Origin of the sequence: Streptomyces sp. ERV7, assembly GCF_001653515.1 — a bacterium.
GTDB lineage: Bacteria > Actinomycetota > Actinomycetes > Streptomycetales > Streptomycetaceae > Streptomyces.
Genome location: NZ_LYOY01000001.1, coordinates 858,484 through 884,870 on the forward strand (window position 1 = coordinate 858,484; position 26,387 = coordinate 884,870).

The window sequence follows — 26,387 nt, forward strand, 5'->3', positions numbered from 1 at the left end:
GGTCCGCGCGGTGGCGCTGACCTCGGTGGACAACGCGGGCATCGCGCGCGTGAAGGCGGTGCCCGCGGCCCGCCTCCCCTCGGTCGTGGAGCGCGGGGTCGGTATGTCGCCGTGCTTCGACGCCTTCCTGGTGGACGACTCGGCCACCTCCAGCCGCTTCAGCGGCGGCCCGGACGGCGATCTGCGGCTCTTCCCCGATCTGGACCGGCTGACCGTGCTCGCCGGGCAGCCGGGCTGGGCCTGGGCCCCGGTCGACCGCTATGACCAGCAGGGCGGTGAACACCCGGGCTGCCAGCGCCTGTTCGCCCGGCGGATGGTGCGCCGGGCCGCCGAGCGGGGCCTCTCGCTGCGGATGGGCTTCGAGACCGAGTGGACGGTCTCGCCCTCCCTCGAAGGCCCCGCGTACGGGATGGCGCGGGTCGTGGAGCGGTCCGCGTATCTGGGTGATGTGCTCGGCGCACTCCTGGAGCAGGGCGTGGATGTGCTCCAGATCCACCCCGAGTACACCGAGGGCCAGTTCGAGGTGTCGGTGGCCGCCACGGATCCGGTGGGTGCGGCGGATCTGGCGGTACTGGTGCGCGAGACGGTCCGCGCGGTCTCGGTACGGCACGGGCTCACCCCGTTCTTCGGCCCGGTCGTCACACCGGGCGGCGTCGCCAACGGCGCCCACCTCCACCTCAGCCTCTGGCAGGACGGCCGGAACCTGTGCGGCGGCGGGGACGGCCGCCTCGCCATGACGGGCGACGGCGAGTCGTTCCTGGCGGGCGTGCTCGCCGAACTGCCCGATGAGCCCCGCCGTATCCCCGTCGAGGTCCCCCTCGGCACGCTCCTGGACCACCACTGCCACGGCGTGCTGCGCACCGACCCCGGTCCGGCCGCCTTCGAGGCGTTCCTGACCGAGGCGGACGGGCCCGCCGCGCCCGGGACCAGCTTCTTCGACACCCAGCTCGGCTTCGCGGTGCGCCGCTGGTGCCCGCCGCTGCTCGGCCTGGAGCCGCACTGCACCCCGGAGCGCTATCTGGCCCGGCGCGGCGAGCTCGGCGCCCGCGAGGCGACCCGGCTGCTGCTGCGGGGCAGCGGCATCGGCGCGTACGTCATGGACACCGGCCTCCCCGGGGACATCACCACGCCCGACGAACTCGCCGAGCTGAGCGGCGCCCCGGTCCACGAGATCGTGCGCCTGGAGCGCCTGGCCGAGCTCGCCGCCGACACGGCCCGGGACGCGGACGCGTTCCTGGCGGAGCTGGCGGCGGGGATCCGCTCGGCGGCGACCACGGCCGTGGGCTTCAAGTCGGTGGCCGCCTACCGGTACGGGCTCGACCTCGCGCCCGAGCCGCCCGCACTCCACGAGGTGCTCGAAGCGGCGGCGAATTGGCTGAAAAAACGGCCGAAGGGCGACCGCCTCAAGGATCCGGTGCTGCTGCGCCATCTGCTGTGGTCGGCGGTGGCCACCCGGCTCCCGCTCCAGCTGCACACCGGCTTCGGCGACCCGGACCTCCGGCTGCACCGCTGCGACCCGCTGCTTCTGACGGACTTCATCCGGGCCACCCGCCGCTCCGGCACCCCGCTGATCCTGCTGCACGGCTACCCGTACCACCGCAACGCGGCCTACCTCGCCCATGCGTATCCGCACGTGTACGCGGACATGGGCCTCACCCTCAGCCACACGGGCGCCCGCGCCGGTGCCGTACTGGCCGAGATGCTGGAGCTCACCCCGTTCGGCAAGCTGCTCTTCTCCACCGACGCCTACGGCCTGCCCGAGCTGTACGTGGTCGGCGCCCGCCTCTTCAAGGAGGGCCTGGCCGAACTCCTGGAAACCTGGACGGCCTCGGGTGCGTGGTCGCACGCGGACGCGTACAGAGTGACGAACCTACTGGCGAGCCAGAACGCGGAGCGCGTCTACGGAGCACTTCCGTCGTCCTGAGAAGTCGGGGCCCGGCCCGGGCGGAGGAATCAGTCCCCGTCCGGGTCGGCCCGGTCCAGCGCGGGCCGCGGCTGCACACCCGTCTCGTGCAGCAGGAAGTCCGCCGCGGCGGTGTCCGTCACCAGGCTGGTCACCAGGCCCGACCTCAGCACCGCGTCGATCGCGGAAGCCTTGCGCGCACCCCCGGCGATCGCCACGACCTCCGGAATCCGCCGCAGCCGGTCCGCCTCGACGGTGATGCACCGCTCCCCGAGGTCCCGGCCGACCCGTCGGCCCTCCGCGTCGAAGAGGTGCGCGGACATCTCCGCCGCGACGCCGAGCGAGGCGTAGTGCGCCCGCTCCTCGTCGGTCAGCATGTCGTGCACCGTGGAGATGCCCGGCTCCCACGAACCGATGGACACGGCCGCCACGGTCACCTTGTCGAAGTACTCGAAGGCCCGCGCGATCCCGGTCTGGTTGCGCAGCGCCGCCGCGGTGGCCGCGTCGGGCAGCAGCATCGGCGCGTAGATGGGGTGGGCGTCACCGCCGGAGACCTGGGCGGCGCGCCGCACGGCCTCCACCGAGCCGCGCTCGGCCGTGCCCGCGTCGTACACCCCGGTGAGCTGGACGACCGTGCAGGGCGGCAGCCGGTCGAGGGCCGCGGCCATGTGGATGGTGGACCGGCCCCAGGCCAGGCCGAGCACATCGCCCTCGCTGACCAGCTCGCCGAGCAGATCCGCGGCGACCTCGCCCAGGTTCTCCGGGTCCGGCGACGACTCGTCCTCGCCCGCCTCCGGGGACTCCACGACGACGGCGTGCCGCAGCCCGTACCGGGCGCGCAGCGCGTCCGAGCGCTCCGCGTCCAGCTCCGCCGGGACGCGGATCTCGATCCGCACCAGGTCACGTTCGAGGGCGGTCTCCAGGACCCGGGCCACCTTGAAGCGGCTGACGCCGAACTCCTCGGCGATCTGGATCTTGGACTTGCCCTCCAGATAGAAGCGGCGGGCCATGGCCGCCGCCTGCACCAGCTCCGCGGGTCCCATCCGCAGGGCTGACCGACCCGCCGACATTGCAGACACCGCGATCTCCTCACTGCTGTTCACACTCTGGACTCGCTGTTCATCCTGTCAGATCCAACGGTCCTTGATCAGCCCCGTAGGGCCGCGTTCACCGAGCCGTGGCTCAGTGGCCGCATGCCCAGGGGGCGCTCGCCGTGCTCCGTTCCGCCATGGAGCGCAGGGTACGCACCGCGTCGGCGGGGTCGTTCGCTCCGTATACGGCCGACCCGGCCACGAAGACGTCCGCGCCCGCCTCCGCGCACCGCTCGATGGTCGTGGCGGAGACACCGCCGTCCACCTGGAGCCACAGTTCGAGGCCGTGCTTGGAGATCAGCTCCCGGGTGCGGCGGATCTTCGGCAGCATCACGTCCAGGAACGGCTGGCCGCCGAAGCCCGGCTCCACGGTCATGATGAGCAGCATGTCCAGCTCGGGCAGCAGGTCCTCGTACGGCTCGATGGGCGTCGCGGGCTTGAGGGCCATCGACGCCCGCGCCCCCTTGGCCCGGATCTCGCGCGCGAGCCGCACCGGCGCCGCGGCGGCCTCCGCGTGGAAGGTGACCGATCCGGCCCCCGCCTCGACGTACTGCGGGGCCCATCGATCCGGGTCCTCGATCATCAGATGGCAGTCCAGCGGGGTCTCCGTCGCCCGGCGCAGGGATTCCACGATCGGCACCCCGAGCGTGAGGTTGGGCACGAAGTGGTTGTCCATGACGTCGACGTGCAGCCAGTCGGCGCCTTCGACGGCCTTGGCCTCTTCGGCGAGCCGCGCGAAGTCGGCGGAGAGGATGCTGGGGTTGATCTGAGCCATGCCCCAAGCCTGCCATGCCTCGCACCACTTGCCTGCCACGGTACGGACTCGGGGCCCGCGGGAGGCGAGACCTACGTCTCTCCTACGACTCGCCGGACCGGGATGCTCCGTGTAATCCTGGTGTTTCAGGCCATTTCGGAAGCGGCATCCCGCGCCGACCGCGGGCCCCCTGGGGGACGTGATGTCCGACGCGCGCACTCACCAGAACCCGCATCAGGAACACCCCGCGGCGACCGGGCAGGGGCCCGGCCCCCGCGGAGTCGCGTGGCTGGTCTGCGGCCGCCGCACCAAATGGCTGGTGCTGGTCCTCTGGCTGATCGTGGTCGCGGTGGCCTTCCCGCTCGCCTCGAAGCTCACCGACGCCCAGGACAACGACGCCACCTCGTGGCTGCCCGGCAGCGCCGAGTCCACCCAAGTCTTCAACTCCGCCAAGGCGTTCAGGCCGGAGGAGGTCCCGGCGATCGTCGTCTACGCGCGCGACGGCGGCCTCACCGTGACCGACCGGCAGAAGATCGACGCGGACGCGGCGGCGATGCGCGCGCTGAGCGCGGACGGGATCCAGGGCGCCCGCGTCCAGGGCCCGCTCCTCGACCCCGCGAACACCGCCGCGCAGATCCTCGTGCCGATCAAGATGGACAAGAACGGCTGGAACCACATCGCGGACGCGGTCGACAAGCTGCGCGACAGATCGGGCACCAGCGACAGCGGGCTCCAGGTGCACATCACCGGCCCGGGCGGCACCTCCGCCGACTTCGCCAAGGCCTTCTCCGGCATCGACTCGACCCTGCTCTTCTCGGCGCTCGCGGTGGTCGTGGTGATGCTCCTGATCACCTACCGCAGTCCCACGCTGCTCCTGGTGCCGGTGATCTCCGTGGTCTGGGCGCTGGCCGCCGCGCAGGCGGTGATCTATCTGCTGGCCCGGCACGCGGGCCTGACCGTCAACGGCCAGAGCGCGGGCATCCTCACCGTGCTGGTCTTCGGCGCGGGCACCGACTACGCGCTGCTGCTCGTCTCCCGCTACCGCGAGGAGCTGCGCCGCCACGAGGACCGCCACGAGGCGATGGCGCTCGCCCTGCACCGGGCCGGGCCCGCGGTCCTCGCCAGCGGCGCCACGGTCATCCTCGGCATGCTGGTCCTGCTGGTGGCCGAGATGAACTCCACCAAGGGCCTCGGCCCGGTCGCGGCCATCGGCGTCGCGGTCGCGCTGCTCGCCATGCTCACGCTGTTCCCGGCACTCCTGGTGATCTTCGGCCGCTGGATCTTCTGGCCGGCCAGACCCGTCTTCGGCTCCCCCGACCCGACGGCGAGCGGGGTGTGGGCGCACACCGGCCGCCGTATCGCCACCCGTCCCCGTACGGTCTGGGTGACGACCGCCGCGGTGCTGGCGGCGCTCTCGTTCGGCCTGCTCCAGCTGAAGGCGAACGGTCTGAGCAACGCCGACTCGTTCACCGGGAAACCGGACTCGATCGTGGGCGCCGAGGTGCAGGCGAAGCACTTCCCGGCGGGCAGCGGCGACCCGCTGGTGATCATCACGGCGGCGGACAAGGCGCCTGAGGTGCGCCGGGCCGTCGCGGACACCGGCGGCGTGGTGCCCGCGTCGATCGGGGTGCCGCCGGGCACGGCGGCCGAGCACGACGGCCAGGTCCTGCTCGAAGCCACCATGACCGCGAGGCCGGACAGCGACGCCGCGCACGCCACCGTGGAGCGGGTGCGGGACGCGGTCCACGCGGTCCCCGGCGCCGACGCGCGTGTGGGTGGCGGCACCGCTGCCGTCCTGGACATGGAGAAGGCCACCACGCACGACAACAAGCTGGTCATCCCGCTGGTGCTGCTGGTGGTGCTGTGTGTCCTGGGGATCCTGCTGCGGGCGCTGGTCGCGCCGCTGCTGCTGATCGCCACGGTGGTGCTGTCGTTCGCGGCGGCGCTGGGCATCAGCGCGCTCGCCTTCCGCCACCTCTTCGACTACGCGGGCGAGTCCACCGACTTCCCGCTGTTCGTCTTCGTCTTCCTGGTGGCCCTGGGCATCGACTACAACATCTTCCTGTCCACCAGGATCCGCGAGGAGGCGGCCCACCAGGGCACCCGCCGGGGTGTCGTGACCGGTCTGGCCGCCACCGGTGCCGTGATCACCTCGGCGGGCCTGGTGCTGGCGGGCACCTTCGCGGTGCTCGGCACCCTGCCGATGACGGGTTTCGCCGAGATCGGCTTCGCGGTGGCGCTGGGCGTGCTGCTCGACACCTTCGTCGTCCGCTCGATCCTGGTGACGTCGCTGTTCCTGGACGTGGGCCGGCGGGTGTGGTGGCCGCACCGGCTGTCGCGGGAGCCCGAGGAGGGACCTCCGGCGCCACCGGTGCCGGCCGGGGCACCCACCGACCAGGGTGTCTGAGGGGCCCCAACCAGCGGAAGAGGGCCCGGAGTTCGTGACTCCGGGCCCTTCCCTCACGCCGTGCGCCTGAGCAGCGCGAGATACATCGCGTCCGTCCCGTGCAGATGCGGCCACAGCTGTACGTCGGGGCCCTCGCCCAGGCCCGCGACGCCCGGCATCAGCGGCCGTACGTCGATCCACTCGGCCTCGACGGGAGCGCCGCCCCGGCCCTTGAGCACGTCCTCCACCACGATCCGCGTCTCGGCGAGGTGCGGCGAGCAGGTCGCGTAACCGACCACACCGCCCACCCGCACCGCCGACAGCGCCTCGCGCAGCAGCCCGCGCTGGAGCGGCGCGAAGCCCTCCAGGTCCTCGGGGCGGCGGCGCCAGCGGGCCTCGGGGCGGCGGCGCAGCGCGCCCAGCCCGGAGCAGGGCACATCCATCAGGACCCGGTCGAAGGAGCCCTCCCGCCACGGCGGCCGGGTGCCGTCGGCCGTGATCACCTGGTACGGGCCGGGGTTGCCGGCGAGCGCGCGCTCCACCAGCCGGGCCCGGTGGGGCTGCTTCTCGGAGGCGAGCAGGGCCGCACCGCGCGCGGCGGCGAGCGCGGCGAGCAGCGCCGCCTTGCCGCCGGGACCGGCGCAGCCGTCCAGCCAGCGCTCGTCCCTGCCCTCGATCGGCGCGTTCGCGAGTGCGACGGCCACCAGCTGGCTGCCCTCGTCCTGCACTCCGGCCCGGCCGTCCTTCACGGCGTCCAGCGCGCCCGGCTCACCGCCCTCGGCCATCCGTACGGCATAGGGCGACCAGCGGCCGGGCAGTGCGCCCTCCTCGCCGAGGGCGTCCATGAGTTCGTCGGTGGTGGACCGGCCGGGGCGGGCGACCAGGGTCACCTCGGGCCGCTCGTTGTCGGCCTCAAGGAGGTCCTCGATACCGGCACGGCCGCCGCCGAGCGAGTCCCAGAGCGCCGAGACGACCCATCGCGGATGCGAATGCACGATCGCGAGATGGTCCTCGGCGTCCTCGTCGTACGGGGGCGCGACCTTCTCCAGCCAGCCGTCCAGGTCGTTTGCCGCGATCTTGCGCAGTACGGCGTTGACGAACCTGGCCCGTCCGTCGCCGAGCACCACACGGGCGAGCTCGACGCTGGCGGAGACCGCCGCGTGGCTGGGGATCCGGGTCCCGAGCAGCTGGTGCGCGCCGAGCGCGAGCACATCGAGGACCGGCGGGTCCACCTCGCGCAGCGGCCGGTCGATACAGGCCGCGATGATCGCGTCGTAGGTGCCCTGGCGGCGCAGTGTGCCGTAGACGAGCTCGGTGGCGAGCGCCGCGTCGCGCCCGTCGAAGTTCCCGCCCTCGCGTGCCTTGCGCAGCAGCGGCGGCAGCACGAGGTTGGCGTACGCGTCCCGCTCGTCGACGGCGCGCAGCGCCTCGAAGGCGAGGATGCGGACGGGGTCCTTCTTGGGGCGGCGGTACGGCTTGCCGCCGCCCTTGCCGTCGCTGTTCCGGGGACGGCCGTGCGGCTGATCGTTCACTGAAAGGTGCTCCGCTGGTCAGATGGTGCGAACCCGACCAGCGTACGACGCTTCGCCGCGCGCCCCCAGCCGGGTCGGCGCGCCCGGGTCGCGCGCCCGGGTCAGCCGACGTGCTCGTCCGGGGCGATGCGCACACCGCGCGCCCAGTCCGCGCCCTTCATCGGCTTCTTGCCCTGGGGCTGGACCCAGAGCAGCTCCACGGCGTGCGAGCCGGTGCCCACGTACACGTTGTTCTTGCCCGCGGACAGCTCGCCCGGGGCCAGGTCCGTGCGGTCCGCGACCGGCACCGCCTGGACCAGCTTGAGCCGCTCGCCGCGGAAGACGGTCCAGGCACCCGGGGCCGGGGTGCAGCCGCGCACCACGCGGTCGACCCGGAGCGCCGGGGCGGACCAGTCGATCTGGGCGTCCTCGACGGTGATCTTCGGGGCGAGGGTGATCCCGTCGGCGGGCTGCGGAACGGCCTTGAGCGAGCCGTCCTCGATGCCGTCCATGGTCGCGGCGAGCAGCCCGGACCCGGCGAAGGCGAGCCGGGTCAGCAGGTCGCCGCTGGTGTCGGTGGCGCGGACGACCTCGGTCACCGTCCCGTACAGCGGACCGGAGTCGAGACCCCTCTCGATCTGGAACGTCGAGGCGCCGGTGATCTCGTCGCCCGCCATCAGCGCGTGCTGGACGGGGGCCGCGCCGCGCCAGGCGGGGAGCAGCGAGAAGTGCAGGTTCACCCAGCCGTGGGCGGGGATGTCCAGCGCCACCTGCGGGAGAAGTGCCCCGTAGGCGACGACCGGGCAGCAGTCGGGGGCGATCTCGCGCAGCCGCGCCAGGAAGTCCTCGTCGCGTGGCTTCACCGGCTTCAGCACCTCGATGCCGGCCTCCTCGGCGCGCTGGGCGACGGGGCTGGCCACCAGCCGGCGGCCGCGTCCGGCGGGCGCGTCGGGCCGGGTCACCACGGCGGCGACCTCGTGCCGGCCGGAGGCGATCAGGGCGTCCAGGGCGGGAACGGCGACCTCGGGGGTGCCTGCGAAGACGAGCTTCACTGGGGAGTACCTCGCTTTGTAGAGAGCGACGCCCAGTCTATTGGGTGTCCTGGCCGGTCGGTTGGGTGTCCCGGCCGCGGCGCCGGGGGTGCCCCGTCCGGGTGCCCCCAGGGGTGTTCCGCATGCGATACAGGGACAGGGGCGTACGCGGTCCCGCGCGCCCTGTGCATATGCCCATACGCCCCCGCAGCGTGACCACAACAGCAGGTGGCGCGTTGGTCAAGAGAGATTGACCGAAACGGGCCGCGCGTGCGGCCCGATCCCTTTTCAACAACGCCGGTTCGAGAGGCTTGTCCATGGCCGACCACGCAACCCACGACGCCCAGGCACGGGCCAGTCTGCACTTGTTGGTGCGGGACATCGAGCGGGTCCGCCGGCAGGTGGACGCGCTGCGCACCCTCACCGCCCAGCTCGGCAACGTCTACCGTCCGCGCCGCTCCGGCCCGTCCACGGGCTTCGTCGTCTACGGCAGGGCACCCGCCCCCACCGTCCGGCTCGCCCAGGAGCTGCGGGACAGCGTGGAGACCCTGGTCACCGCGGCGGTGGACTTCGACCGCTCCCTGGGCTTCTCGTGGGACGCGGTGGGTTCGGCGCTCGGGGTCACCAAGCAGGCGGTGCACCGGCGTTACGGGGCGCGGCGGGCCGCCGCCCAGACCGCCGAGGCCGAGCACCCGGCCGAGGCGACCGTGACGCGCACCCTGCCGGTCCCCGCCGGGATCCCCGCGGTGCCGGCCGCGCGCTCGATGCCGCCCCAGCCGACGGCGACCTCCCAGTCGCTGCGCGAGGAGGTCCGTACGACGCAGTCGCTGCGCGAAGAGGTCCGTACCGCGCAGTCACTGCGCGAGGAGGCCCGTACGACGGCGTTCCCGGGCCCGCGCAACGGCTGACCGCCCGCCCTCTTCTCGTGCCCTCGTCGCGCCTCCAGCGTGCGCCGGGGGCACCTGTCTGCGAGGACAATACGGGGGCGTACGGCATACGGGGGCGTACGCGGAGGGCTCCCCCGCTCCCCCTCAGCCGATGTCCGGCGGATCCACCCTGATCCGCACCGGGTCGCCGCCCCCGCGCGCCAGCCGTCCCGCCTGCGCGGTCTTCAGCGCGGCGGCCAACGCCGAGCCGCTGCCGGGAGGTACGCGGAGCAGGGCCCGCTCCCAGGACTCCCCCACCGGGGGGTCGCCGGGGCGCCGGACCCGGCCCGGCTCGCTCGGCCGCATCGGGACCGGCCCGAGCACCTGGGCGTCGGGCGGCAGCTGAGTGCTCGTCAGGAAGGTCTCGACCGCCTCCGAGCGGCCCATGACCTCGGCCATCCGGGAGACCGGCGGGAAGCCCAGCTCGGCCCGCTCGGCCAGCTCGCGCAGGGCGTGGCCGACCGGGTCCCAGCGGACCAGGGCCTGGACCGGCCGCAGGGTCGGCTCGGCGACCACCACCACCGTGCCGCCCTCGTCCTGGCCGCGCACCAGCGAGGCCGCACCGATCCAGCGCCGCAGCGCCTCCTCCCCGGCGCGCAGATCGGGCCGGCCGAGCATGGCCCAGCCGTCGAGGAGCAGCGCCGCCGCGTACCCGCCCTCGGCGACCGGTTCGGCCCCGGGTGTGGAGACGACGAGCGCGGGCCGGCCGGGCACGCTGTCCAGTACGTGATCGCGGCCGGACGTCCGTACCGGCACCGCCGGGAAGGCCCGGCCGAGCTCCTCGGCGGTCCGGCGCGCCCCCACGACCGCCGCCCTGAGCCGCACTCCGCCGCACTCCTGGCAGCGCCACTCCGGCTCGCCCCGCCCGCACCACCCGCACCTCAGATCCCGCTGGTCCGGCGCCTCCAGCGGGCCCGAGCAGTGGCGGCAGCGCGCGGGCGTCCGGCACCGCTCGCAGGAGAGCCGGGGCACATAGCCCCGCCGGGGCACCTGGACCAGGACCGGGCCGGCCTTCAGACCGTCCCGGACGGCCTGCCAGGCGAGGCTGGGCAGTCGGGCGGCCCGCGCCGCCCCGTCCCGCGCCAGCTCGCCGTCGCCGACGGTACGCACCAGCGGCGCGGCCGCCCGGACGGTGGCCCGGTCCGCCACCAGCGGCGCCGCCCAGCCGCTCTCGACGAGCTGCGCGGCCTCGACCGTACAGCTCGTACTCCCCAGCAGGAACGCGCACTTGTCGTGGGTGGCGCGCAGCTCAAGGACCTCGCGGACGTGCGGGAAGGGCGCGTGGTCGTCGCTGTGGCTGGAGTCTCCGTCCTCCCAGACCACCACGAGGCCGAGCCTCTCCACCGGTGCGAACATCGCGGCCCGGGTCCCGACCACGGCCCGCACCGAGCCCCGCCGCACGGCGAGCCACTGCCGGTACCGCTTCTCCGGGCCGGACTCGGCGGTCAGCAGCGCGTGCCTGCCCTCGCCGAGCAGCGCGGTGAGCGCGGCGTCGACCCGTCCGGCGCTGCGCCCGTCGGGCACCACGACCAGCGCGCCGCGCCCGCCCGCCAGCGTCGCGGCGACGGCGCGGGCGATCTCGTCGGCCCAGGACGCCCCGGGCAGCGCGGTCCACACCGCGCGCGGCGCCCCGCCGGCCGCCAGGGCGCCCAGGAACGCGCCCCCGTTGCCGTACCGCACCCACGTCCCCGCGTCCGGCACCGGGGGCGGCTCCGGCGGCTCGGGCGAGGGCTTGGCCTCGGCCCGCGCGTTCCTCGGCGGCACCGCGAGCTGGAGCACGTCCGCCAGGCCGCCCGCGTACCGGTCGGCGACCGCGCGGGCCAGGGCCAGCATCTCGGGGCTGAGCACCCGCTCCGGCGAGACGACGCTCGCCAGCGCCGCGAGCGGGCCCGAGTAGTCGGACTCGGCGAGGCGCTCGACCACGAACCCGTCGATCAGCCCGCCGCCCTCGCGGCGCCCGCCCTGCACATTGCGCGCCCCGGCCCCGAACCGCACCCGCACCCGCACCCCCGGCTGCGCGTCCGCGTCCAGCTCCTCGGGGACCGCGTAGTCGAAGTACCGGTCGAGGTGGACGCCGCCCTTGTCCACCACGACCCGCGCCACCGGCAGCCCCTTGGCCAGCGCGGCCCCGCGCCAGGTCCGCGGCTTGGCCTTGGGCACCTTGGCCTTGCGCACGCTCTCCCGAATGAGCGCGAGCTGCTCCGCCCCGCCCCCTTCGGCGCCCCCACCCGGCTTCTCGTTCTCGCTGCTCACAGCCAAATTCCTACCAGACGACACTGACAGCGGCCCGGGGCCCGGACGCACGACGGCCCCGGACCGCAGGGGTCCGGGGCCGTCGGGAAGCCGGGTCGGGTTACAGACCCGCGGCCGTGCGCAGCGCGTCCACCCGGTCCGTGCGCTCCCAGGTGAAGTCGGGGAGCTCGCGGCCGAAGTGACCGTACGCGGCGGTCTGGGCGTAGATCGGGCGGAGCAGGTCGAGGTCGCGGATGATCGCGGCCGGGCGGAGGTCGAAGACCTCGGCGATGGCGGTCTCGATCTTGTCCGTGTCGATCGTGGCGGTGCCGAAGGTCTCGACGAAGAGACCGACCGGCTCGGCCTTGCCGATCGCGTACGCGACCTGGACCTCGCAGCGGGCCGCGAGACCGGCGGCGACGACGTTCTTCGCCACCCAGCGCATCGCGTACGCCGCGGAGCGGTCGACCTTGGACGGGTCCTTGCCCGAGAAGGCGCCGCCGCCGTGGCGGGCCATGCCGCCGTAGGTGTCGATGATGATCTTGCGGCCGGTGAGGCCGGCGTCGCCCATCGGGCCGCCGATCTCGAAGCGGCCGGTCGGGTTGACCAGCAGGCGGTAGCCGTCGGTGTCCAGCTTGATGCCGTCCTCGACGAGCTGCTTGAGCACGTGCTCGACGACGAACTCGCGGATGTCCGGGGCGAGCAGCGAGTCCAGGTCGATGTCGCTCGCGTGCTGCGAGGAGACGACGACGGTGTCGAGGCGGACGGCCTTGTCGCCGTCGTACTCGATGGTGACCTGGGTCTTGCCGTCGGGGCGCAGGTAGGGGATGGTCCCGTTCTTGCGCACCTCGGACAGCCGGCGCGAGAGGCGGTGCGCCAGGTGGATCGGGAGCGGCATCAGCTCGGGCGTCTCGTCGCAGGCGTAGCCGAACATCAGGCCCTGGTCGCCGGCGCCCTGCTTGTCGAGCTCGTCCTCGTCGCCCTCGACCCGCTTCTCGTAGGCCGTGTCGACGCCCTGCGCGATGTCGGGGGACTGCGCGCCGATGGAGACCGAGACGCCGCAGGACGCGCCGTCGAAGCCCTTCTTCGACGAGTCGTAGCCGATTTCGAGGATCTTGTCGCGGACCAGCTGGGCGATCGGCGCGTACGCCTTGGTCGTGACCTCGCCCGCGACATGGACCAGACCCGTGGTGATCAGGGTCTCCACGGCGACTCGGGACGTCGGGTCCTCGCGCAGGAGCGCGTCGAGGATCGTGTCGCTGATCTGGTCAGCGATCTTGTCGGGGTGGCCCTCGGTGACGGACTCCGAGGTGAACAGACGACGGGACACAACGCTCCCTGGGGTTGCAGCGGCTGCTGGCTGATCATGGGTGGCACGGGCCGGAGGCTGCGCCCGGCGTCGTTCCACCACCAGTTTATCGGTCGGTACCGGTCACCGGGCCACTTGTCTCGCACATTGAAAGCTCTGTGACCTGCGACACCGCATTCTGCGGTAAGAAGATCGGGCCTCACCAGAGGCTCGGGGACCGGATTTTGGCGGGTTTGGGGCCGCCGTGAAGGCCAACGTGAATTTATGCGAAACGCGGGACGACGAGATCCCACACCACGTCCGCGAGCGCCTCTTTCGGCCCGTACGGAACCGGTGTCTCGGCTCCGTCGGAGGCCAGCACGACCGCCTCGTTCTCCTCCGAGCCGAAGGTCTTGCGCTCCCCCACCTCATTGACAACCAGCAGGTCACAGCCCTTTCGCCGCAGTTTCTGACGGCCGTTGGCCAGGACGTCGTCGGTCTCGGCGGCGAAGCCGACGACCACCTGGCCCGGGCGCGGCCGGTCGGCGGAGAGCTCGGCGAGGACGTCGGGGTTGCGGACCAGGACGAGCGGCGCGGGCTCCTGGCCGTCCTTCTTCTTGATCTTCCCGGCGGCGTACGACTCCGGCCGGAAATCGGCCACGGCGGCCGCCATGACCACCGCGTCCGCGTCGGAGGCGGCCTTCAGCACGGCCTCCCGCAGTTGAACGGCGGTGCCCACCCGGACGACATCCACCCCGGCCGGGTCGGGCAGCCCGGTGTTGGCCTCGATCAGCGTGACCCGGGCCCCGCGGGCCACGGCGGTGCGGGCCAGGGCGTACCCCTGCTTCCCGGAGGAACGGTTCCCCAGGTAGCGGACGGGGTCCAGCGGCTCGCGCGTGCCACCCGCGCTGACCACCACATGGCGGCCCTCCAGATCCCGCTCACCGGTACCCCGGGCCAGCACCCTGCGGCAGACCTCGAAGATCTCGGCGGGGTCGGGCAGCCGCCCCTTGCCGGTGTCGACGCCGGTGAGGCGGCCGACGGCGGGCTCGATGACGACCGCGCCCCGGCGGCGCAGCGTCGCCACGTTCTCCTGGGTGGCGGGGTGCTCCCACATCTCGGTGTGCATCGCGGGCGCGAAGACGACCGGACAGCGGGCGGTGAGCAGGGTGTTGGTGAGCAGGTCGTCGGCGAGGCCGTGAGCCGCCTTGGCCAGCATGTCGGCGGTGGCGGGCGCGACCACGACGAGGTCGGCCTGCTGGCCGATCCGTACGTGCGGCACTTCGTGGACGTCGTTCCAGACCTCGGTGGAGACCGGGTGCCCGGAGAGCGCCGACCAGGTGGCCGCGCCCACGAAGTGCAGCGCCGAGGCGGTCGGCACCACGCGCGTGTCGTGCCCGGACTCGGTCAGCCTGCGCAGCAGCTCGCACGCCTTGTAGGCGGCGATCCCGCCGCTGACCCCCAGAACGACCTTCGGCTTGTCCACCGCGTCTCCCCGCATTCGGATACGTACTCCCCTATGACACACCACAGGCCCGGCAGTCGCTCTGCCGGGCCTGTGGTCACACGAACGGAGGCCTTACTGGGCCGGGCCCTCGATGGCCTCGGAGGTCAGCAGACCCGCGTTGATCTCGCGAAGCGCGATGGAGAGCGGCTTCTCGTGGACGTGGGTGTCCACCAGGGGGCCGACGTACTCCAGCAGGCCCTCACCGAGCTGCGAGTAGTACGCGTTGATCTGACGGGCACGCTTGGCCGCGTAGATCACGAGGCTGTACTTCGAGTCGGTTGCTTCGAGCAGCTCATCAATCGGCGGGTTGATGATGCCCTCGGGCGTGGTGATGGAAGAGGACACGTCTGCCTTCCGAAGGGGAATAAAGATCAAACAACTTTCATCAAGGCTAGCAGCTCGCGCGCTACATCCTCGACGGAGGTATTGACCAGCGTCGTATCGAACTCCGACTCCGCGGCCAGTTCCACCTTGGCGGCGGCGAGTCGGCGCTCGATCACGTCGGGCGCCTCGGTCCCGCGGCCGGTGAGCCGGCGGACCAGCTCGTCCCAGCTCGGCGGGGCCAGGAAGACCAGCTGGGCCTCGGGCATCGACTCGCGCACCAGCCGGGCGCCCTGGAGGTCGATCTCCAGGAGGACCGGCTCGCCGGCCTCCAGTCGGTCCAGGACGGCGCGGCGCGGTGTGCCGTAGCGGTTGCCCGCGAATTCGGCCCATTCGAGCAGCTCGCCATTGGCGACCAGCTTGTCGAATTCCTCGTCGTCCACGAAGAAGTAGTGGACGCCGTGGCGTTCGCCGGGGCGCGGCTTGCGGGTCGTCGCCGACACCGAGAGCCAGACCTCGGGGTGAACCTTGCGCATATGAGCGACGACCGTGCTCTTGCCGACCCCGGAGGGGCCGGAGAGCACGGTCAGCCGCGGACGTGCGTCCGGGGGTACGGGGGATGACCCCCGGAGTGAAGCTGCCATACAGCGATTATTCCAGCTTCCCGGGGGTGCCCGGGACGTCAGGCCCCGGCGCCGCCGAACTCACGCTCAAGGGATGCGATCTGGTTGGAGCCGAGACCCCGCACTCGGCGGCTCTCGGAGATCCCCAGCCGCTCCATGATCTGCTTGGCCCGGACCTTGCCCACGCCGGGCAGGGACTCAAGCAGGGCGGAGACCTTCATCTTGCCGATGACGTCGTTCTCCTGGCCCTGCTTGATGACCTCGTGGAGGGAGGCGCCGGAGTGCTTGAGTCGATTCTTGACCTCGGCCCGCTCCCGGCGAGCCGCGGCGGCCTTTTCGAGCGCGGCTGCGCGCTGTTCAGGGGTAAGGGGCGGAAGAGCCACGCCTACGTCACCTCGGATGTCGAACTGTCGGATACGGACCGGTGAGGAACCTAGTCGCCCCACACCAGGCGAGCAACGAGCGACGCACAATGCCCGTTCGCTCGTCTCTGCTCTCGTCGGAGACTAGCGGCCTGGACCGCTCCAGTCAGCGAGAACAGACGAAAAGTCCTGGTCAGCCTCTGCCGACCAGGACATTCGCGACATAACACCCCGGTTTTGGGTAAGGAATGCGTCAACTTCGTGGCGCGGAATCTCGCGAAGAGCCCGCGGACCACTACGCCGAGGCCACCGCCGTACGGATCTCGTCCGCGAAACGGGCTGCGGAATCACGAAGTCCGGCGAGGTCGGGACCGTGACGCAGAACACCCCGGCTGACGTTGGGGACCACATTGCGGACGGCCGGGCCGAACACCGCGGGGAGGTCCGCGGCCGTCGCGCCCTGCGCCCCGATGCCCGGAGCGAGCAGCGGCCCGTTGATGTCGAGGTCGAAGGACGACAGATCGCCGAGCGTCGCCCCCACCACGGCGCCGAACGAGCCCATCGGGGCCGCGTCCGCGTTCTCGTCCGCCAGGTGCGCCAGCATGGTCGCGCCGATCGTGCGGCCGTCCTCGCGCACCGCGCGCTGCACCTCCGCGCCCTCCGGGTTGGAGGTCAGGGCGAGCACGAAGAGCCCGGCGCCGCTCTCACGGGCCAGCTCGACGGCGGGCTTGAGCGAGCCGTAGCCGAGGTAGGGCGAGACGGTGAGCGCGTCGGAGAACAGGGGCGCGTCCTTGTGCAGGAAGGTCTCGGCGTACGCGGCCATGGTGGAGCCGATGTCGCCGCGCTTGGCGTCCATCAGGACCAGCGTGCCGGCCGCGCGGGCGTCCGCGACGGTCCGCTCCAGGACGGCGATGCCGCGCGAGCCGAAGCGCTCGAAGAACGCCGCCTGCGGCTTGAAGACGGCCACCCGTTCGGCCAGGGCCTCGACGACCGCGCGCGAGAACCGCTCCACGCCCGCGACGTCGTCGTTCAGGCCCCAGTCGGCGAGCAGGGAGGCGTGCGGGTCGATGCCGACGCAGAGCGGACCGCGCTCGTCCATGGCGTGGCGCAGCCGCGCGCCGAAGGGAAGGGTCACTTCACGGCCTTTCGGGTCTCGGCGCCGACGGCCTCGGCGAGGGTGGCGTACGGGGAGGCGGCGAGCCGGGCCGCGAGGCCCTTGTGGATCGCCCGGCCCCAGAAGGGGCCCTGGTAGATGAAGGCGCTGTAGCCCTGGACCAGGGTGGCCCCGGCCAGGATCCGCTGCCAGGCGTCCTCGGCGTTCTCGATGCCGCCGACGCCGACCAGGGTGATGGAGTCGCCCACGCGCGCGTAGAGGCGGCTCAGGACCTCCAGGGAGCGCTCCTTGAGGGGGGCGCCGGAGAGGCCGCCGGTCTCCTTCACGAGCGCCGGGTCCGACTTCAGGCCGAGGCCCTCGCGCGCGATGGTGGTGTTGGTGGCGATGATGCCGTCCAGGCCGAGCTCGACCGCGAGGTCGGCGACGGCGTCGACGTCCTCGTCCGCGAGGTCCGGGGCGATCTTGACGAGCAGCGGCACCCGTCGCTCGGTCACCGTGCGGTCGGCGGCCTCGCGGACCGCGGTGAGCAGCGGCCGCAGCGACTCGGTCGCCTGGAGGTTGCGCAGTCCGGGCGTGTTCGGCGACGACACGTTCACCACGAGGTAGTCGGCGTGCGCGGCGAGGCGCTCGGTCGACTTCACGTAGTCGGCGGCGGCGTCCGCCTCGGCGACGACCTTGGTCTTGCCGATGTTGACGCCGACCGTCGTACGGAAGACGGCCCTGCGGGCCGCCAGGCGCTCGGCCACGGCCGCCGAACCCTCGTTGTTGAAGCCCATGCGGTTGATCAGCGCACGGTCCTGGACCAGCCGGAACAGCCGCTTCTTGGGGTTGCCGGACTGGGCCTCGCCGGTGACCGTGCCGATCTCGATGTGGTCGAAGCCGAGCATCGACATGCCGTCGATCGCCACGGCGTTCTTGTCGAAGCCCGCGGCGAGGCCGAACGGGCCGTGCATCCGCAGGCCGAAGGCCTCGGTGCGCAGCTCCTCGTGGCGGGGCGCGAGCACGGCGGCGACGAAGGTGCGCAGGACGGGGATACGGGCGGCCAGGCGGATCCAGCGGAAGGCCAGGTAGTGGGCCTGCTCCGGGTCCATCCGCTTGAAGACCAGGTTGAAGAACAGCTTGTACATGTGGGAGTCCTCATGCGGAGGGGGACACCGGAATCCGGTGTCCCCCTCGGGCGGTTGCTAGTCGCGGGCCGCGGTCAGGTGTTCCGCGTGTTCCTGGAGCGAACGGACGCCCACGTCACCGTGGTTGAGGGCGTCGATGCCCTGTACGGCGGCGGCCAGGGCCTGGACGGTGGTCAGGCAGGGGACGCTGCGGGCGACGGCGGCGGTGCGGATCTCGTAGCCGTCGAGGCGGCCGCCGGTGCCGTAGGGGGTGTTGACGATGAGGTCGACCTGGCCGTCGTGGATGAGCTGGACGATGGTCTTCTCACCGCCCGGGCCCTCGCCCTCGGACTGCTTGCGCACGACGGTGGCGTTGATGCCGTTGCGCTTGAGGACCTCGGCGGTGCCGGAGGTGGCCATGAGTTCGAAGCCATGGGCGACGAGCTCGCGCGCCGGGAAGATCATCGAGCGCTTGTCGCGGTTGGCGACCGAGATGAACGCCCGCCCCTTGGTCGGCAGCGGCCCGTAGGCACCGGCCTGCGACTTGGCGTACGCGGTGCCGAAGACCGTGTCGATGCCCATGACCTCGCCGGTGGAGCGCATCTCCGGGCCAAGGACGGTGTCGACGCCGCGGCCGTGGATGTCGCGGAAGCGCGACCACGGCATGACGGCCTCCTTCACCGAGATCGGCGCGTCCAGCGGCAGCGTCCCGCCGTCGCCGTTCCTGGGCAGCAGGCCCTCGGTGCGCAGCTCGGCGATGGTGGCGCCCAGCGAGATACGGGCCGCGGCCTTGGCCAGTGGCACCGCGGTCGCCTTCGAGGTGAAGGGCACCGTGCGCGAGGCGCGCGGGTTGGCCTCCAGGACGTAGAGGATGTCCCCGGCCATCGCGAACTGGATGTTGATCAGACCGCGCACCCCGACGCCCTTGGCGATCGCCTCGGTGGAGGCGCGCAGGCGCTTGATGTCGAAGCCGCCCAGCGTGATCGGGGGCAGCGCGCACGCCGAGTCACCGGAGTGGATACCGGCCTCCTCGATGTGCTCCATGACGCCGCCCAGGTAGAGCTCGGAGCCGTCGTAGAGCGCGTCCACGTCGATCTCGATCGCGTCGTCCAGGAAGCGGTCGACCAGCACGGGGCGGGTCGGGGAGATCTCGGTGGATTCGGCGATGTAGGACTGCAGGCGGGTCTCGTCGTAGACGATCTCCATGCCCCGCCCGCCCAGCACATACGAGGGGCGGACCAGGACCGGGTAGCCGATCTCGTCCGCGATCGCCTTCGCACCCGCGAAGGTGGTGGCGGTGCCGTGCTTGGGCGCGGGCAGCCCGGCCTCGGCCAGGACCTGGCCGAAGGCGCCGCGGTCCTCGGCGGCGTGGATGGCCTCCGGCGGGGTGCCCACGACCGGCACGCCGTTGTCCTTGAGCGCCTGGGCCAGACCCAGCGGGGTCTGCCCGCCCAGCTGGACCACCACACCCGCCACCGGACCGGCCAGCGTCTCGGCGTGGACGATCTCCAGCACGTCCTCAAGGGTGAGCGGCTCGAAGTAGAGGCGGTCGGAGGTGTCGTAGTCGGTGGAGACGGTCTCCGGGTTGCAGTTGACCATCACCGTCTCGTAGCCCGCGTCCGACAGCGCGAAGGAGGCGTGCACACACGAGTAGTCGAACTCGATGCCCTGGCCGATACGGTTCGGGCCCGAGCCCAGGATGATCACCGCGGGCCTGGTGCGCGGCGCGACCTCGGACTCCTCGTCGTAGGAGGAGTAGAAGTACGGGGTCTTCGCGGCGAACTCGGCGGCGCAGGTGTCGACCGTCTTGTAGACCGGGCGCACCCCCAGCGCGTGGCGCACCTCGCGCACCACGTCCTCGCGCAGGCCGCGGATCTCGGCGATCTGCGCGTCCGAGAAGCCGTGCCGCTTGGCCTCGGCCAGCAGCTGCGGCTCCAGCTTCTCGGCGCCCGCCAGCTCGTCCGCGATCTCCTTGATCAGGAAGAGCTGGTCCACGAACCACGGGTCGATCCGGGTCGCGTCGAACACCTCCTCCTGGGTGGCGCCCGCCCGGATCGCCTGCATCACCGTGTTGATCCGGCCGTCGGTGGGACGCACCGCCTCGCGCAGCAGCTCGGCCTTGTCGCCCGGCTCGCCCACGAAGGTGAACTGCGAGCCCTTCTTCTCCAGCGACCGCAGGGCCTTCTGCAGCGCCTCGGTGAAGTTCCGGCCGATCGCCATCGCCTCACCGACCGACTTCATGGTCGTCGTCAGCGTCGAGTCGGCCGAGGGGAACTTCTCGAAGGCGAACCGCGGGGCCTTCACCACCACATAGTCGAGCGTCGGCTCGAACGACGCCGGCGTCTTCTCGGTGATGTCGTTGGGAACCTCGTCCAGCGTGTAACCGATGGCCAGCTTCGCCGCGATCTTCGCGATCGGGAACCCCGTCGCCTTCGACGCCAGCGCGGAGGAACGCGAGACACGCGGGTTCATCTCGATCACGATGACACGCCCGTCCACCGGGTCGATCGCGAACTGGATGTTGCAGCCACCCGTGTCCACACCGACCTCGCGGATGATCGCGATACCGATGTCACGCAGCCGCTGGTACTCGCGGTCGGTCAGCGTCATCGACGGAGCCACCGTGATCGAGTCACCGGTGTGCACGCCCATCGGGTCGAAGTTCTCGATCGAGCACACGACCACCACGTTGTCCTTGGTGTCGCGCATCAGCTCCAGCTCGTACTCCTTCCAGCCGAGGATCGACTCCTCCAGGAGCACCTCGGTGGTCGGCGACAGCGTCAGGCCCTGGCCCGCGATACGGCGCAGCTCCTCCTCGTCGTGCGCGAAACCGGAACCGGCGCCGCCCATCGTGAACGAAGGACGCACCACGACCGGGTAACCACCCAGGGTGTCGACACCCGCGATGACGTCGTCCATCGAGTGGCAGATCACCGAACGGGCCGACTCGCCGTACCCGATCTTCGCCTTGACGGCCTCGACGACGCCCTTGAACAGGTCGCGGTCCTCGCCCTTGTTGATCGCCTCGACATTGGCGCCGATCAGCTCGACACCGTACTTCTCCAGCACACCCTGCTCGTGCATGGAGATCGCCGTGTTCAGCGCCGTCTGACCGCCCAGCGTCGGCAGCAGCGCGTCCGGGCGCTCCTTCGCGATGATCTTCTCGACGAACTCCGGCGTGATCGGCTCGACGTACGTGGCGTCCGCGATCTCCGGGTCGGTCATGATCGTCGCCGGGTTGGAATTGACCAGGATGACCCGCAGGCCCTCGGCCTTCAGAACACGACAGGCCTGGGTCCCGGAATAGTCGAACTCCGCGGCCTGACCGATCACGATCGGGCCGGAGCCGATGACCAGGACGGACTGGATATCGGTGCGCTTAGGCACGCTGGCCCTCCATGAGCTGGACGAAGCGGTCGAAGAGGTAGGCGGCGTCGTGCGGACCCGCTGCGGCTTCGGGGTGGTACTGGACGCTGAAGGCCGGCTGGTCGAGCAGCTGGAGGCCCTCCACCACGTTGTCGTTGAGGCAGACGTGGGAGACCTCGGCACGGCCGAAGGGGGTCTCGGAGACCTTGTCGAGCGGGGCGTCGACGGCGAATCCGTGGTTGTGCGCGGTGACCTCGACCTTGCCGGTCGTACGGTCCTGCACGGGCTGGTTGATACCGCGGTGGCCGTACTTCAGCTTGTACGTGCCGAAGCCGAGCGCGCGGCCCAGGATCTGGTTGCCGAAGCAGATGCCGAACAGCGGGGTCTTCCGCTCCAGAACGGCCTTCATCACGGCCACCGGGCCGTCGGCGGTGGACGGGTCGCCGGGGCCGTTGGAGAAGAACACGCCGTCCGGGGCGACCGCGTACACGTCCTCGGCCGTGGCGGTCGCGGGCAGCACGTGCACCTCGATGCCGCGCTCGGCCATCCGGTGCGGGGTCATGCCCTTGATGCCGAGGTCGACGGCGGCCACGGTGAACTTCTTCTCACCGATCGCCGGGACGACGTACGTCTCCTTGGTGGCGACCTCGGCGGAGAGGTCCGCGCCCTGCATCTCGGGGGCCTGGCGGACCTCGGCGAGCATGGTGCCCGCGTCGGGCAGCGCGTTGCCGGAGAAGATGCCGACGCGCATCGCGCCGCGCTCGCGCAGATGGCGGGTGAGCGCGCGGGTGTCGATGCCCGAGATGCCGACGACGCCCTGCGTCCGCAGCTCCTCGTCGAGCGAGCGCTTGGCGCGCCAGTTGGAGGGCACGCGCGCGGGGTCGCGCACGACGTAGCCGGCGACCCAGATGCGCTGCGACTCCGGGTCCTCGTCGTTGACGCCGGTGTTGCCGACGTGCGGCGCGGTCATCACGACGACCTGGCGGTGGTACGACGGGTCGGTGAGGGTCTCCTGGTAGCCGGTCATCCCGGTGGAGAACACGGCCTCGCCGAAGGTCACCCCCACGGCCCCGTAGGCGCGGCCGTGGAACGTGCGGCCGTCCTCCAGGACGAGTACTGCGGGAGCCTTGGCTCCTCTGGTGGAGGTCGTCATCGTGCGGCGCCTTCCGTCGTGGTGGTGGGGTGGTTCATGGAGTTGATGGCCTCGATCCAGGCGGCGTGCTCGGACGCCCGGTCGGAGCGGAAGCCGGAGTCGATCAGCTTGTCGCCGTGGGCCCAGGTGACGACCAGCAGGCCGCCCTCCGGGAGGACCTTTCCGGCGATGGCCTTCTCGGACCGGGCCTCGCGCAGCGCGGCGGCCGGGATGAAGAAGTCGTTCGCCCCGGGGCGTACGACGTTCACTCCCTCGGCCGTCAGGGTGAGCTCGGCCTTGCTGCGCACACCCAGACCGTGCGCGACGATCCGGTCGAGCCACTGCCCGGCCGTGGTGGAGCCGTGGTAGCGGCCGCTCATGCTCAGTGTCGCCGGGCCGGTCGCCTTGGGCACGGCGGGCAGCTCCGGCAGGTCCGACTGGAGGGTGCCGCGCCACTTCCAGCCCTGGCGCATCAGCCAGTAGACGAAGCCGATGAAGATCAGCACGCCGACGACCCAGGCGATCCGGGCCCCCCAGTGCGTCACCTCGGCCGACTTCTGCTCGTCGGCCAGCGTCGTCACGCCGAGATTGAAGAGTGCAGATGTCATGCCAGCTTCCCGTCCACGACCGTCGCCCTGCCCCGCAGGAAGGTGTGGGTGACGCGACCCGGCAGCTCACGGCCCTCGTACGGGGTGTTGCGGCTGCGGGAGGCGAAGCCCGCGGGGTTCACGGGACCACGGTATGCCGGATCCACCAGCGTCAGGTTGGCGGGCTCGCCTGCCGAGACGGGGCGGCCGTGGTCCTCGGCGCCGCCGATCCGGGCGGGCTTGAAGGACATCCGCTCGGCGACGTCCGCCCAGTTCATCAGGCCGGAGTCGACCATCGTGTGCTGGACGACGGAGAGCGCGGTCTCCAGGCCCACCATGCCCATGGCGGCCGCGGCCCACTCGCAGTCCTTGTCCTCGTGCGGGTGCGGGGCGTGGTCGGTGGCGACGATGTCGATCGTGCCGTCCGCCAGCGCCTCGCGCAGCGCCATGACGTCGGCCTCGGTGCGCAGCGGCGGGTTCACCTTGTAGACCGGGTTGTACGAGCGGACCAGCTCGTCGGTGAGGAGCAGGTGGTGCGGGGTGACCTCGGCGGTCACGTCGATGCCGCGCGACTTGGCCCAGCGGACGATCTCGACCGAGCCGGCCGTGGAGAGGTGGCAGATGTGCACCCGGGAGCCGACGTGCTCGGCGAGCAGCACATCGCGCGCGATGATCGACTCCTCCGCGACGGCCGGCCAGCCGCCGAGACCGAGCTCGGCCGAGACGATGCCCTCGTTCATCTGGGCGCCTTCGGTGAGGCGCGGCTCCTGGGCGTGCTGGGCGACGACGCCGCCGAAGGCCTTCACGTACTCCAGGGCGCGGCGCATGATCACCGCGTCGTCGACGCACTTGCCGTCGTCGGAGAAGACGGTGACGCCGGCGGCCGAGTCGTGCATCGCGCCGAGCTCGGCGAGCTGCTTGCCCTCCAGGCCGACGGTGACGGCGCCGATGGGCTGCACGTCGCAGTAGCCGTGCTCGCGGCCGAGCCGCCAGACCTGCTCGACGACGCCCGCGGTGTCGGCGACCGGGAAGGTGTTGGCCATGGCGAAGACCGAGGTGTAGCCACCGCGTGCGGCCGCCCGGGTGCCGGTGAGGACCGTCTCGGAGTCCTCGCGGCCCGGCTCGCGCAGATGGGTGTGCAGGTCGACGAGACCGGGGAGCAGGACCAGTCCCTCGGCCTCGATCACCTGGGCGCCCTCCGCGGAGAGCCCGGCCCCGACGGCCGAGACCGTCTCGCCGTCGATCAGGACGTCCTGGACCTCGCCGCCCAGCACCTTCGCACCACGGATAAGGATCTTGCTCATGATTACTTGGTCTCCGAATCGACGGGGCGGGCGTGGCTGACGGCGGGCTCGTTGCCGCCCAGAAGCAGGTAGAGGACCGCCATCCGGGTGTGGACGCCGTTGGCGACCTGCTCGATGACGGTGCAGCGGTCGGAGTCGGCGACCTCGGCGGTGATCTCCATGCCCCGGACCATCGGGCCGGGGTGCATCACGATGCCGTGCTCGGGCATCCTCGCCATCCGCTCGCCGTCCAGGCCGTAGCGCCGCGAGTACTCGCGCTCGGTCGGGAAGAAGGCGGCGTTCATCCGCTCGCGCTGCACACGCAGCATCATCACCGCGTCGGACTTCGGCAGCACGCTGTCGAGGTCGTAGCTGACGTCGCAGGTCCAGTGGTCGACGCCGACCGGCAGCAGGGTGGGCGGGGCCACCAGGGTGACCTCGGCGCCCAGCGTGTGCAGCAGGTCGACGTTGGAGCGGGCCACCCGGCTGTGCAGCACGTCGCCGACGAGGGTGATGCGCTTGCCGGCCAGGTCCTGGCCGAGGCCCGCGTCCCGGCCGACCAGGCGGCGGCGCATGGTGAAGGCGTCGAGCAGGGCCTGGGTGGGGTGCTGGTGGGTGCCGTCGCCGGCGTTGATGACGGCCGCGTCGATCCAGTCGGAGGTGGCGAGCCGGTAGGGGGCTCCGGAGGCGCCGTGCCGGATGACGACGGCGTCCACACCCATGGCTTCGAGGGTCTGGGCGGTGTCCTTCAGGGACTCGCCCTTGGACACGCTCGATCCCTTGGCGGTGAAGTTGATGACGTCCGCGGACAGGCGCTTCTCGGCGGCCTCGAAGGAGATCCGGGTGCGCGTCGAGTCCTCGAAGAAGAGGTTGACGACGGTACGGCCGCGCAGGGTGGGCAGCTTCTTGATCGGCCGGTCGGCGACCCGGGCCATCTCTTCGGCGGTGTCGAGGATGAGCACGGCGTCGTCGCGGGTGAGGTCGGCGGCCGAGATGAGGTGACGCTTCATCTGGTTTCTTCTCCAGGAGGGTGGAGGTTCGGGCGTGCGGGCGCGCAGAAGTGCCGCACGGGCCGCTGCGACCCGTGCTCCGTGCGGAGGTGGCTTACTGCTCGCCGTCCTGGGCGGTCCGCTTGGCACCGAGCAGCACGGCGTCGCGGCCGTCCTCCTCGGCGAGCAGGACCTTGACCGTCTCCCGCAGCGACGTCGGGAGGTTCTTGCCGACGTAGTCGGCGCGGATCGGGAGTTCGCGGTGGCCGCGGTCGACGAGGACCGCGAGCTGCACGGCGCGCGGGCGGCCGAGGTCGTTCAGCGCGTCGAGCGCGGCGCGGATGGTGCGGCCGGAGAAGAGCACGTCGTCGACGAGGACGACCAGCTTGCCGTCCAGGCCGTCGCCGGGGATCTCGGTGCGGGCCAGCGCGCGCGGCGGATGCATGCGCAGGTCGTCGCGGTACATGGTGATGTCGAGGGAGCCGACCGGGATCTTTCCGGCGGTGATCTCTTCGAGCTTGTCGGCGAGCCTGCGGGCGAGGAAGACGCCACGGGTGGGAATGCCGAGGAGCACCACGTCGTCGGCGCCCTTGGCGCGTTCGACGATCTCGTGGGCGATGCGGGTCAGTACCCGCGCGATGTCGGGGCCCTCGAGAACCGGGCGTGCCGCATCGGGCTGTTGCGTGTCCATACGAAACGGACCTCCTTCTCCGCCTCACGGGACGGACCTTAAAGGACGTCGGAATTACTCAGTCCACGGTACCAGGGCCTTTGCCCGTCTTCACACGGGGTCGTCACCCGTCTGGGGTGGGGGTATGGACCATTCGGCTTGACGCAGCCAAGTAACGCTGCGTAACCTCACAGTGAGTTACCAG

General features: G+C 71.8%; 21 protein-coding genes. 3 read left to right on the top strand and 18 right to left on the bottom strand.

The genetic code is table 11. The features are described from left to right. Positions 1-103: 103 nt before the first annotated feature. Positions 104-1,924, top strand: a complete 1,821-nt coding sequence (locus A8W25_RS35390; RefSeq protein WP_079125824.1) for an amidohydrolase family protein — start codon at positions 104-106, stop codon at positions 1,922-1,924. A gap of 29 nt (positions 1,925-1,953) precedes the next feature. Here the strand turns inward: A8W25_RS35390 and A8W25_RS03820 are convergent, their stop codons facing one another. Continuing rightward, entirely contained in the window at positions 1,954-3,006 is a 1,053-nt protein-coding gene (locus tag A8W25_RS03820) for a sugar-binding transcriptional regulator (RefSeq protein ID WP_079125786.1), read from the bottom strand. A gap of 79 nt (positions 3,007-3,085) precedes the next feature. Then, a complete protein-coding gene (rpe, locus tag A8W25_RS03825) occupies positions 3,086-3,769 on the bottom strand; it encodes a ribulose-phosphate 3-epimerase (protein ID WP_067155709.1) in 684 nt (227 codons plus the stop codon). Positions 3,770-3,950: 181 nt separating this feature from the next. Here rpe and A8W25_RS03830 point away from each other — a divergent pair, with 181 nt between their 5' ends. Beyond that, positions 3,951-6,155 carry an MMPL family transporter gene (locus tag A8W25_RS03830; RefSeq protein ID WP_079125787.1) on the top strand — a complete coding sequence of 735 codons (2,205 nt, stop codon included), beginning with the start codon at positions 3,951-3,953 and terminating at the stop codon, positions 6,153-6,155. A 53-nt stretch (positions 6,156-6,208) separates the two neighbouring features. Here the strand turns inward: A8W25_RS03830 and A8W25_RS03835 are convergent, their stop codons facing one another. Next, positions 6,209-7,666, bottom strand: a complete 1,458-nt coding sequence (locus A8W25_RS03835; protein WP_067155712.1) for an RsmB/NOP family class I SAM-dependent RNA methyltransferase — start codon at positions 7,664-7,666, stop codon at positions 6,209-6,211. Positions 7,667-7,767: 101 nt separating this feature from the next. After that, entirely contained in the window at positions 7,768-8,697 is a 930-nt protein-coding gene (gene fmt, locus A8W25_RS03840) for a methionyl-tRNA formyltransferase (RefSeq protein WP_067155716.1), read from the bottom strand. 296 nt (positions 8,698-8,993) lie between these two features. Between fmt and A8W25_RS03845 the strand changes: the two genes are divergently transcribed. Continuing rightward, complete coding sequence (locus A8W25_RS03845; RefSeq protein ID WP_067155719.1) at positions 8,994-9,584, top strand: hypothetical protein; 591 nt, start codon at positions 8,994-8,996, stop codon at positions 9,582-9,584. Between the two features lie 123 nt (positions 9,585-9,707). Here the strand turns inward: A8W25_RS03845 and A8W25_RS03850 are convergent, their stop codons facing one another. From A8W25_RS03850 to pyrR, 14 genes are all read right to left on the bottom strand, one after another. Then, positions 9,708-11,855 carry a primosomal protein N' gene (locus A8W25_RS03850; protein ID WP_067155722.1) on the bottom strand — a complete coding sequence of 716 codons (2,148 nt, stop codon included), beginning with the start codon at positions 11,853-11,855 and terminating at the stop codon, positions 9,708-9,710. Positions 11,856-11,955: 100 nt separating this feature from the next. Further along, positions 11,956-13,164, bottom strand: a complete 1,209-nt coding sequence (gene metK / locus A8W25_RS03855; RefSeq protein ID WP_067155725.1) for a methionine adenosyltransferase — start codon at positions 13,162-13,164, stop codon at positions 11,956-11,958. A 241-nt stretch (positions 13,165-13,405) separates the two neighbouring features. After that, positions 13,406-14,623: a bifunctional phosphopantothenoylcysteine decarboxylase/phosphopantothenate--cysteine ligase CoaBC gene (gene coaBC, locus A8W25_RS03860; protein WP_199831654.1), complete on the bottom strand. Its 1,218-nt coding sequence runs from the start codon at positions 14,621-14,623 to the stop codon at positions 13,406-13,408. A 78-nt stretch (positions 14,624-14,701) separates the two neighbouring features. Then, entirely contained in the window at positions 14,702-14,974 is a 273-nt protein-coding gene (rpoZ, locus tag A8W25_RS03865; RefSeq protein ID WP_003970369.1) for a DNA-directed RNA polymerase subunit omega, read from the bottom strand. 26 nt (positions 14,975-15,000) lie between these two features. Beyond that, a complete protein-coding gene (gene gmk / locus A8W25_RS03870) occupies positions 15,001-15,594 on the bottom strand; it encodes a guanylate kinase (RefSeq protein WP_067155728.1) in 594 nt (197 codons plus the stop codon). Between the two features lie 38 nt (positions 15,595-15,632). Beyond that, complete coding sequence (locus A8W25_RS03875; RefSeq protein WP_030493613.1) at positions 15,633-15,956, bottom strand: integration host factor; 324 nt, start codon at positions 15,954-15,956, stop codon at positions 15,633-15,635. A gap of 274 nt (positions 15,957-16,230) precedes the next feature. Then, a complete protein-coding gene (gene pyrF, locus A8W25_RS03880) occupies positions 16,231-17,070 on the bottom strand; it encodes an orotidine-5'-phosphate decarboxylase (protein ID WP_067155732.1) in 840 nt (279 codons plus the stop codon). After that, entirely contained in the window at positions 17,067-18,176 is a 1,110-nt protein-coding gene (locus tag A8W25_RS03885) for a quinone-dependent dihydroorotate dehydrogenase (RefSeq protein ID WP_067155735.1), read from the bottom strand. Before A8W25_RS03885 ends, pyrF begins: the two co-directional genes overlap by 4 nt. Before the next feature lie 57 nt (positions 18,177-18,233). Beyond that, positions 18,234-21,542 carry a carbamoyl-phosphate synthase large subunit gene (gene carB, locus A8W25_RS03890; RefSeq protein ID WP_067155738.1) on the bottom strand — a complete coding sequence of 1,103 codons (3,309 nt, stop codon included), beginning with the start codon at positions 21,540-21,542 and terminating at the stop codon, positions 18,234-18,236. Continuing rightward, positions 21,535-22,674, bottom strand: a complete 1,140-nt coding sequence (gene carA, locus A8W25_RS03895; RefSeq protein WP_067155741.1) for a glutamine-hydrolyzing carbamoyl-phosphate synthase small subunit — start codon at positions 22,672-22,674, stop codon at positions 21,535-21,537. Before carA ends, carB begins: the two co-directional genes overlap by 8 nt. Then, a complete protein-coding gene (locus A8W25_RS03900) occupies positions 22,671-23,261 on the bottom strand; it encodes a hypothetical protein (protein WP_067155744.1) in 591 nt (196 codons plus the stop codon). The genes carA and A8W25_RS03900 overlap by 4 nt, the downstream gene beginning before the upstream one ends. Beyond that, on the bottom strand, positions 23,258-24,544 hold the full coding sequence (locus A8W25_RS03905; protein ID WP_067155747.1) for a dihydroorotase: 1,287 nt from the start codon (positions 24,542-24,544) through the stop codon (positions 23,258-23,260). Before A8W25_RS03905 ends, A8W25_RS03900 begins: the two co-directional genes overlap by 4 nt. A 2-nt stretch (positions 24,545-24,546) precedes the next feature. Then, entirely contained in the window at positions 24,547-25,533 is a 987-nt protein-coding gene (locus A8W25_RS03910; RefSeq protein ID WP_067155751.1) for an aspartate carbamoyltransferase catalytic subunit, read from the bottom strand. Between the two features lie 94 nt (positions 25,534-25,627). Continuing rightward, the gene (gene pyrR / locus A8W25_RS03915) at positions 25,628-26,203 is read right to left on the bottom strand and encodes a bifunctional pyr operon transcriptional regulator/uracil phosphoribosyltransferase PyrR (protein WP_067155754.1); all 576 of its coding nucleotides are present in this window, start codon (positions 26,201-26,203) and stop codon (positions 25,628-25,630) included. Positions 26,204-26,387: the final 184 nt, after the last annotated feature.

Coding starts and splice junctions, on each gene's coding strand:
- A8W25_RS03845 (WP_067155719.1), top strand. CDS start 8,994: ATGGCCGACCACGCAACCCACGACGCCCAGGCACGGGCCAGTCTGCAC.
- carA (WP_067155741.1), bottom strand. CDS start 22,674: ATGACGACCTCCACCAGAGGAGCCAAGGCTCCCGCAGTACTCGTCCTG.
- gmk (WP_067155728.1), bottom strand. CDS start 15,594: ATGGCAGCTTCACTCCGGGGGTCATCCCCCGTACCCCCGGACGCACGT.
- A8W25_RS03830 (WP_079125787.1), top strand. CDS start 3,951: ATGTCCGACGCGCGCACTCACCAGAACCCGCATCAGGAACACCCCGCG.
- A8W25_RS03910 (WP_067155751.1), bottom strand. CDS start 25,533: ATGAAGCGTCACCTCATCTCGGCCGCCGACCTCACCCGCGACGACGCC.
- A8W25_RS03900 (WP_067155744.1), bottom strand. CDS start 23,261: ATGACATCTGCACTCTTCAATCTCGGCGTGACGACGCTGGCCGACGAG.
- rpe (WP_067155709.1), bottom strand. CDS start 3,769: ATGGCTCAGATCAACCCCAGCATCCTCTCCGCCGACTTCGCGCGGCTC.
- A8W25_RS35390 (WP_079125824.1), top strand. CDS start 104: ATGTCGCCGTGCTTCGACGCCTTCCTGGTGGACGACTCGGCCACCTCC.
- pyrR (WP_067155754.1), bottom strand. CDS start 26,203: ATGGACACGCAACAGCCCGATGCGGCACGCCCGGTTCTCGAGGGCCCC.
- coaBC (WP_199831654.1), bottom strand. CDS start 14,623: ATGCGGGGAGACGCGGTGGACAAGCCGAAGGTCGTTCTGGGGGTCAGC.
- A8W25_RS03885 (WP_067155735.1), bottom strand. CDS start 18,176: ATGTACAAGCTGTTCTTCAACCTGGTCTTCAAGCGGATGGACCCGGAG.
- A8W25_RS03905 (WP_067155747.1), bottom strand. CDS start 24,544: ATGAGCAAGATCCTTATCCGTGGTGCGAAGGTGCTGGGCGGCGAGGTC.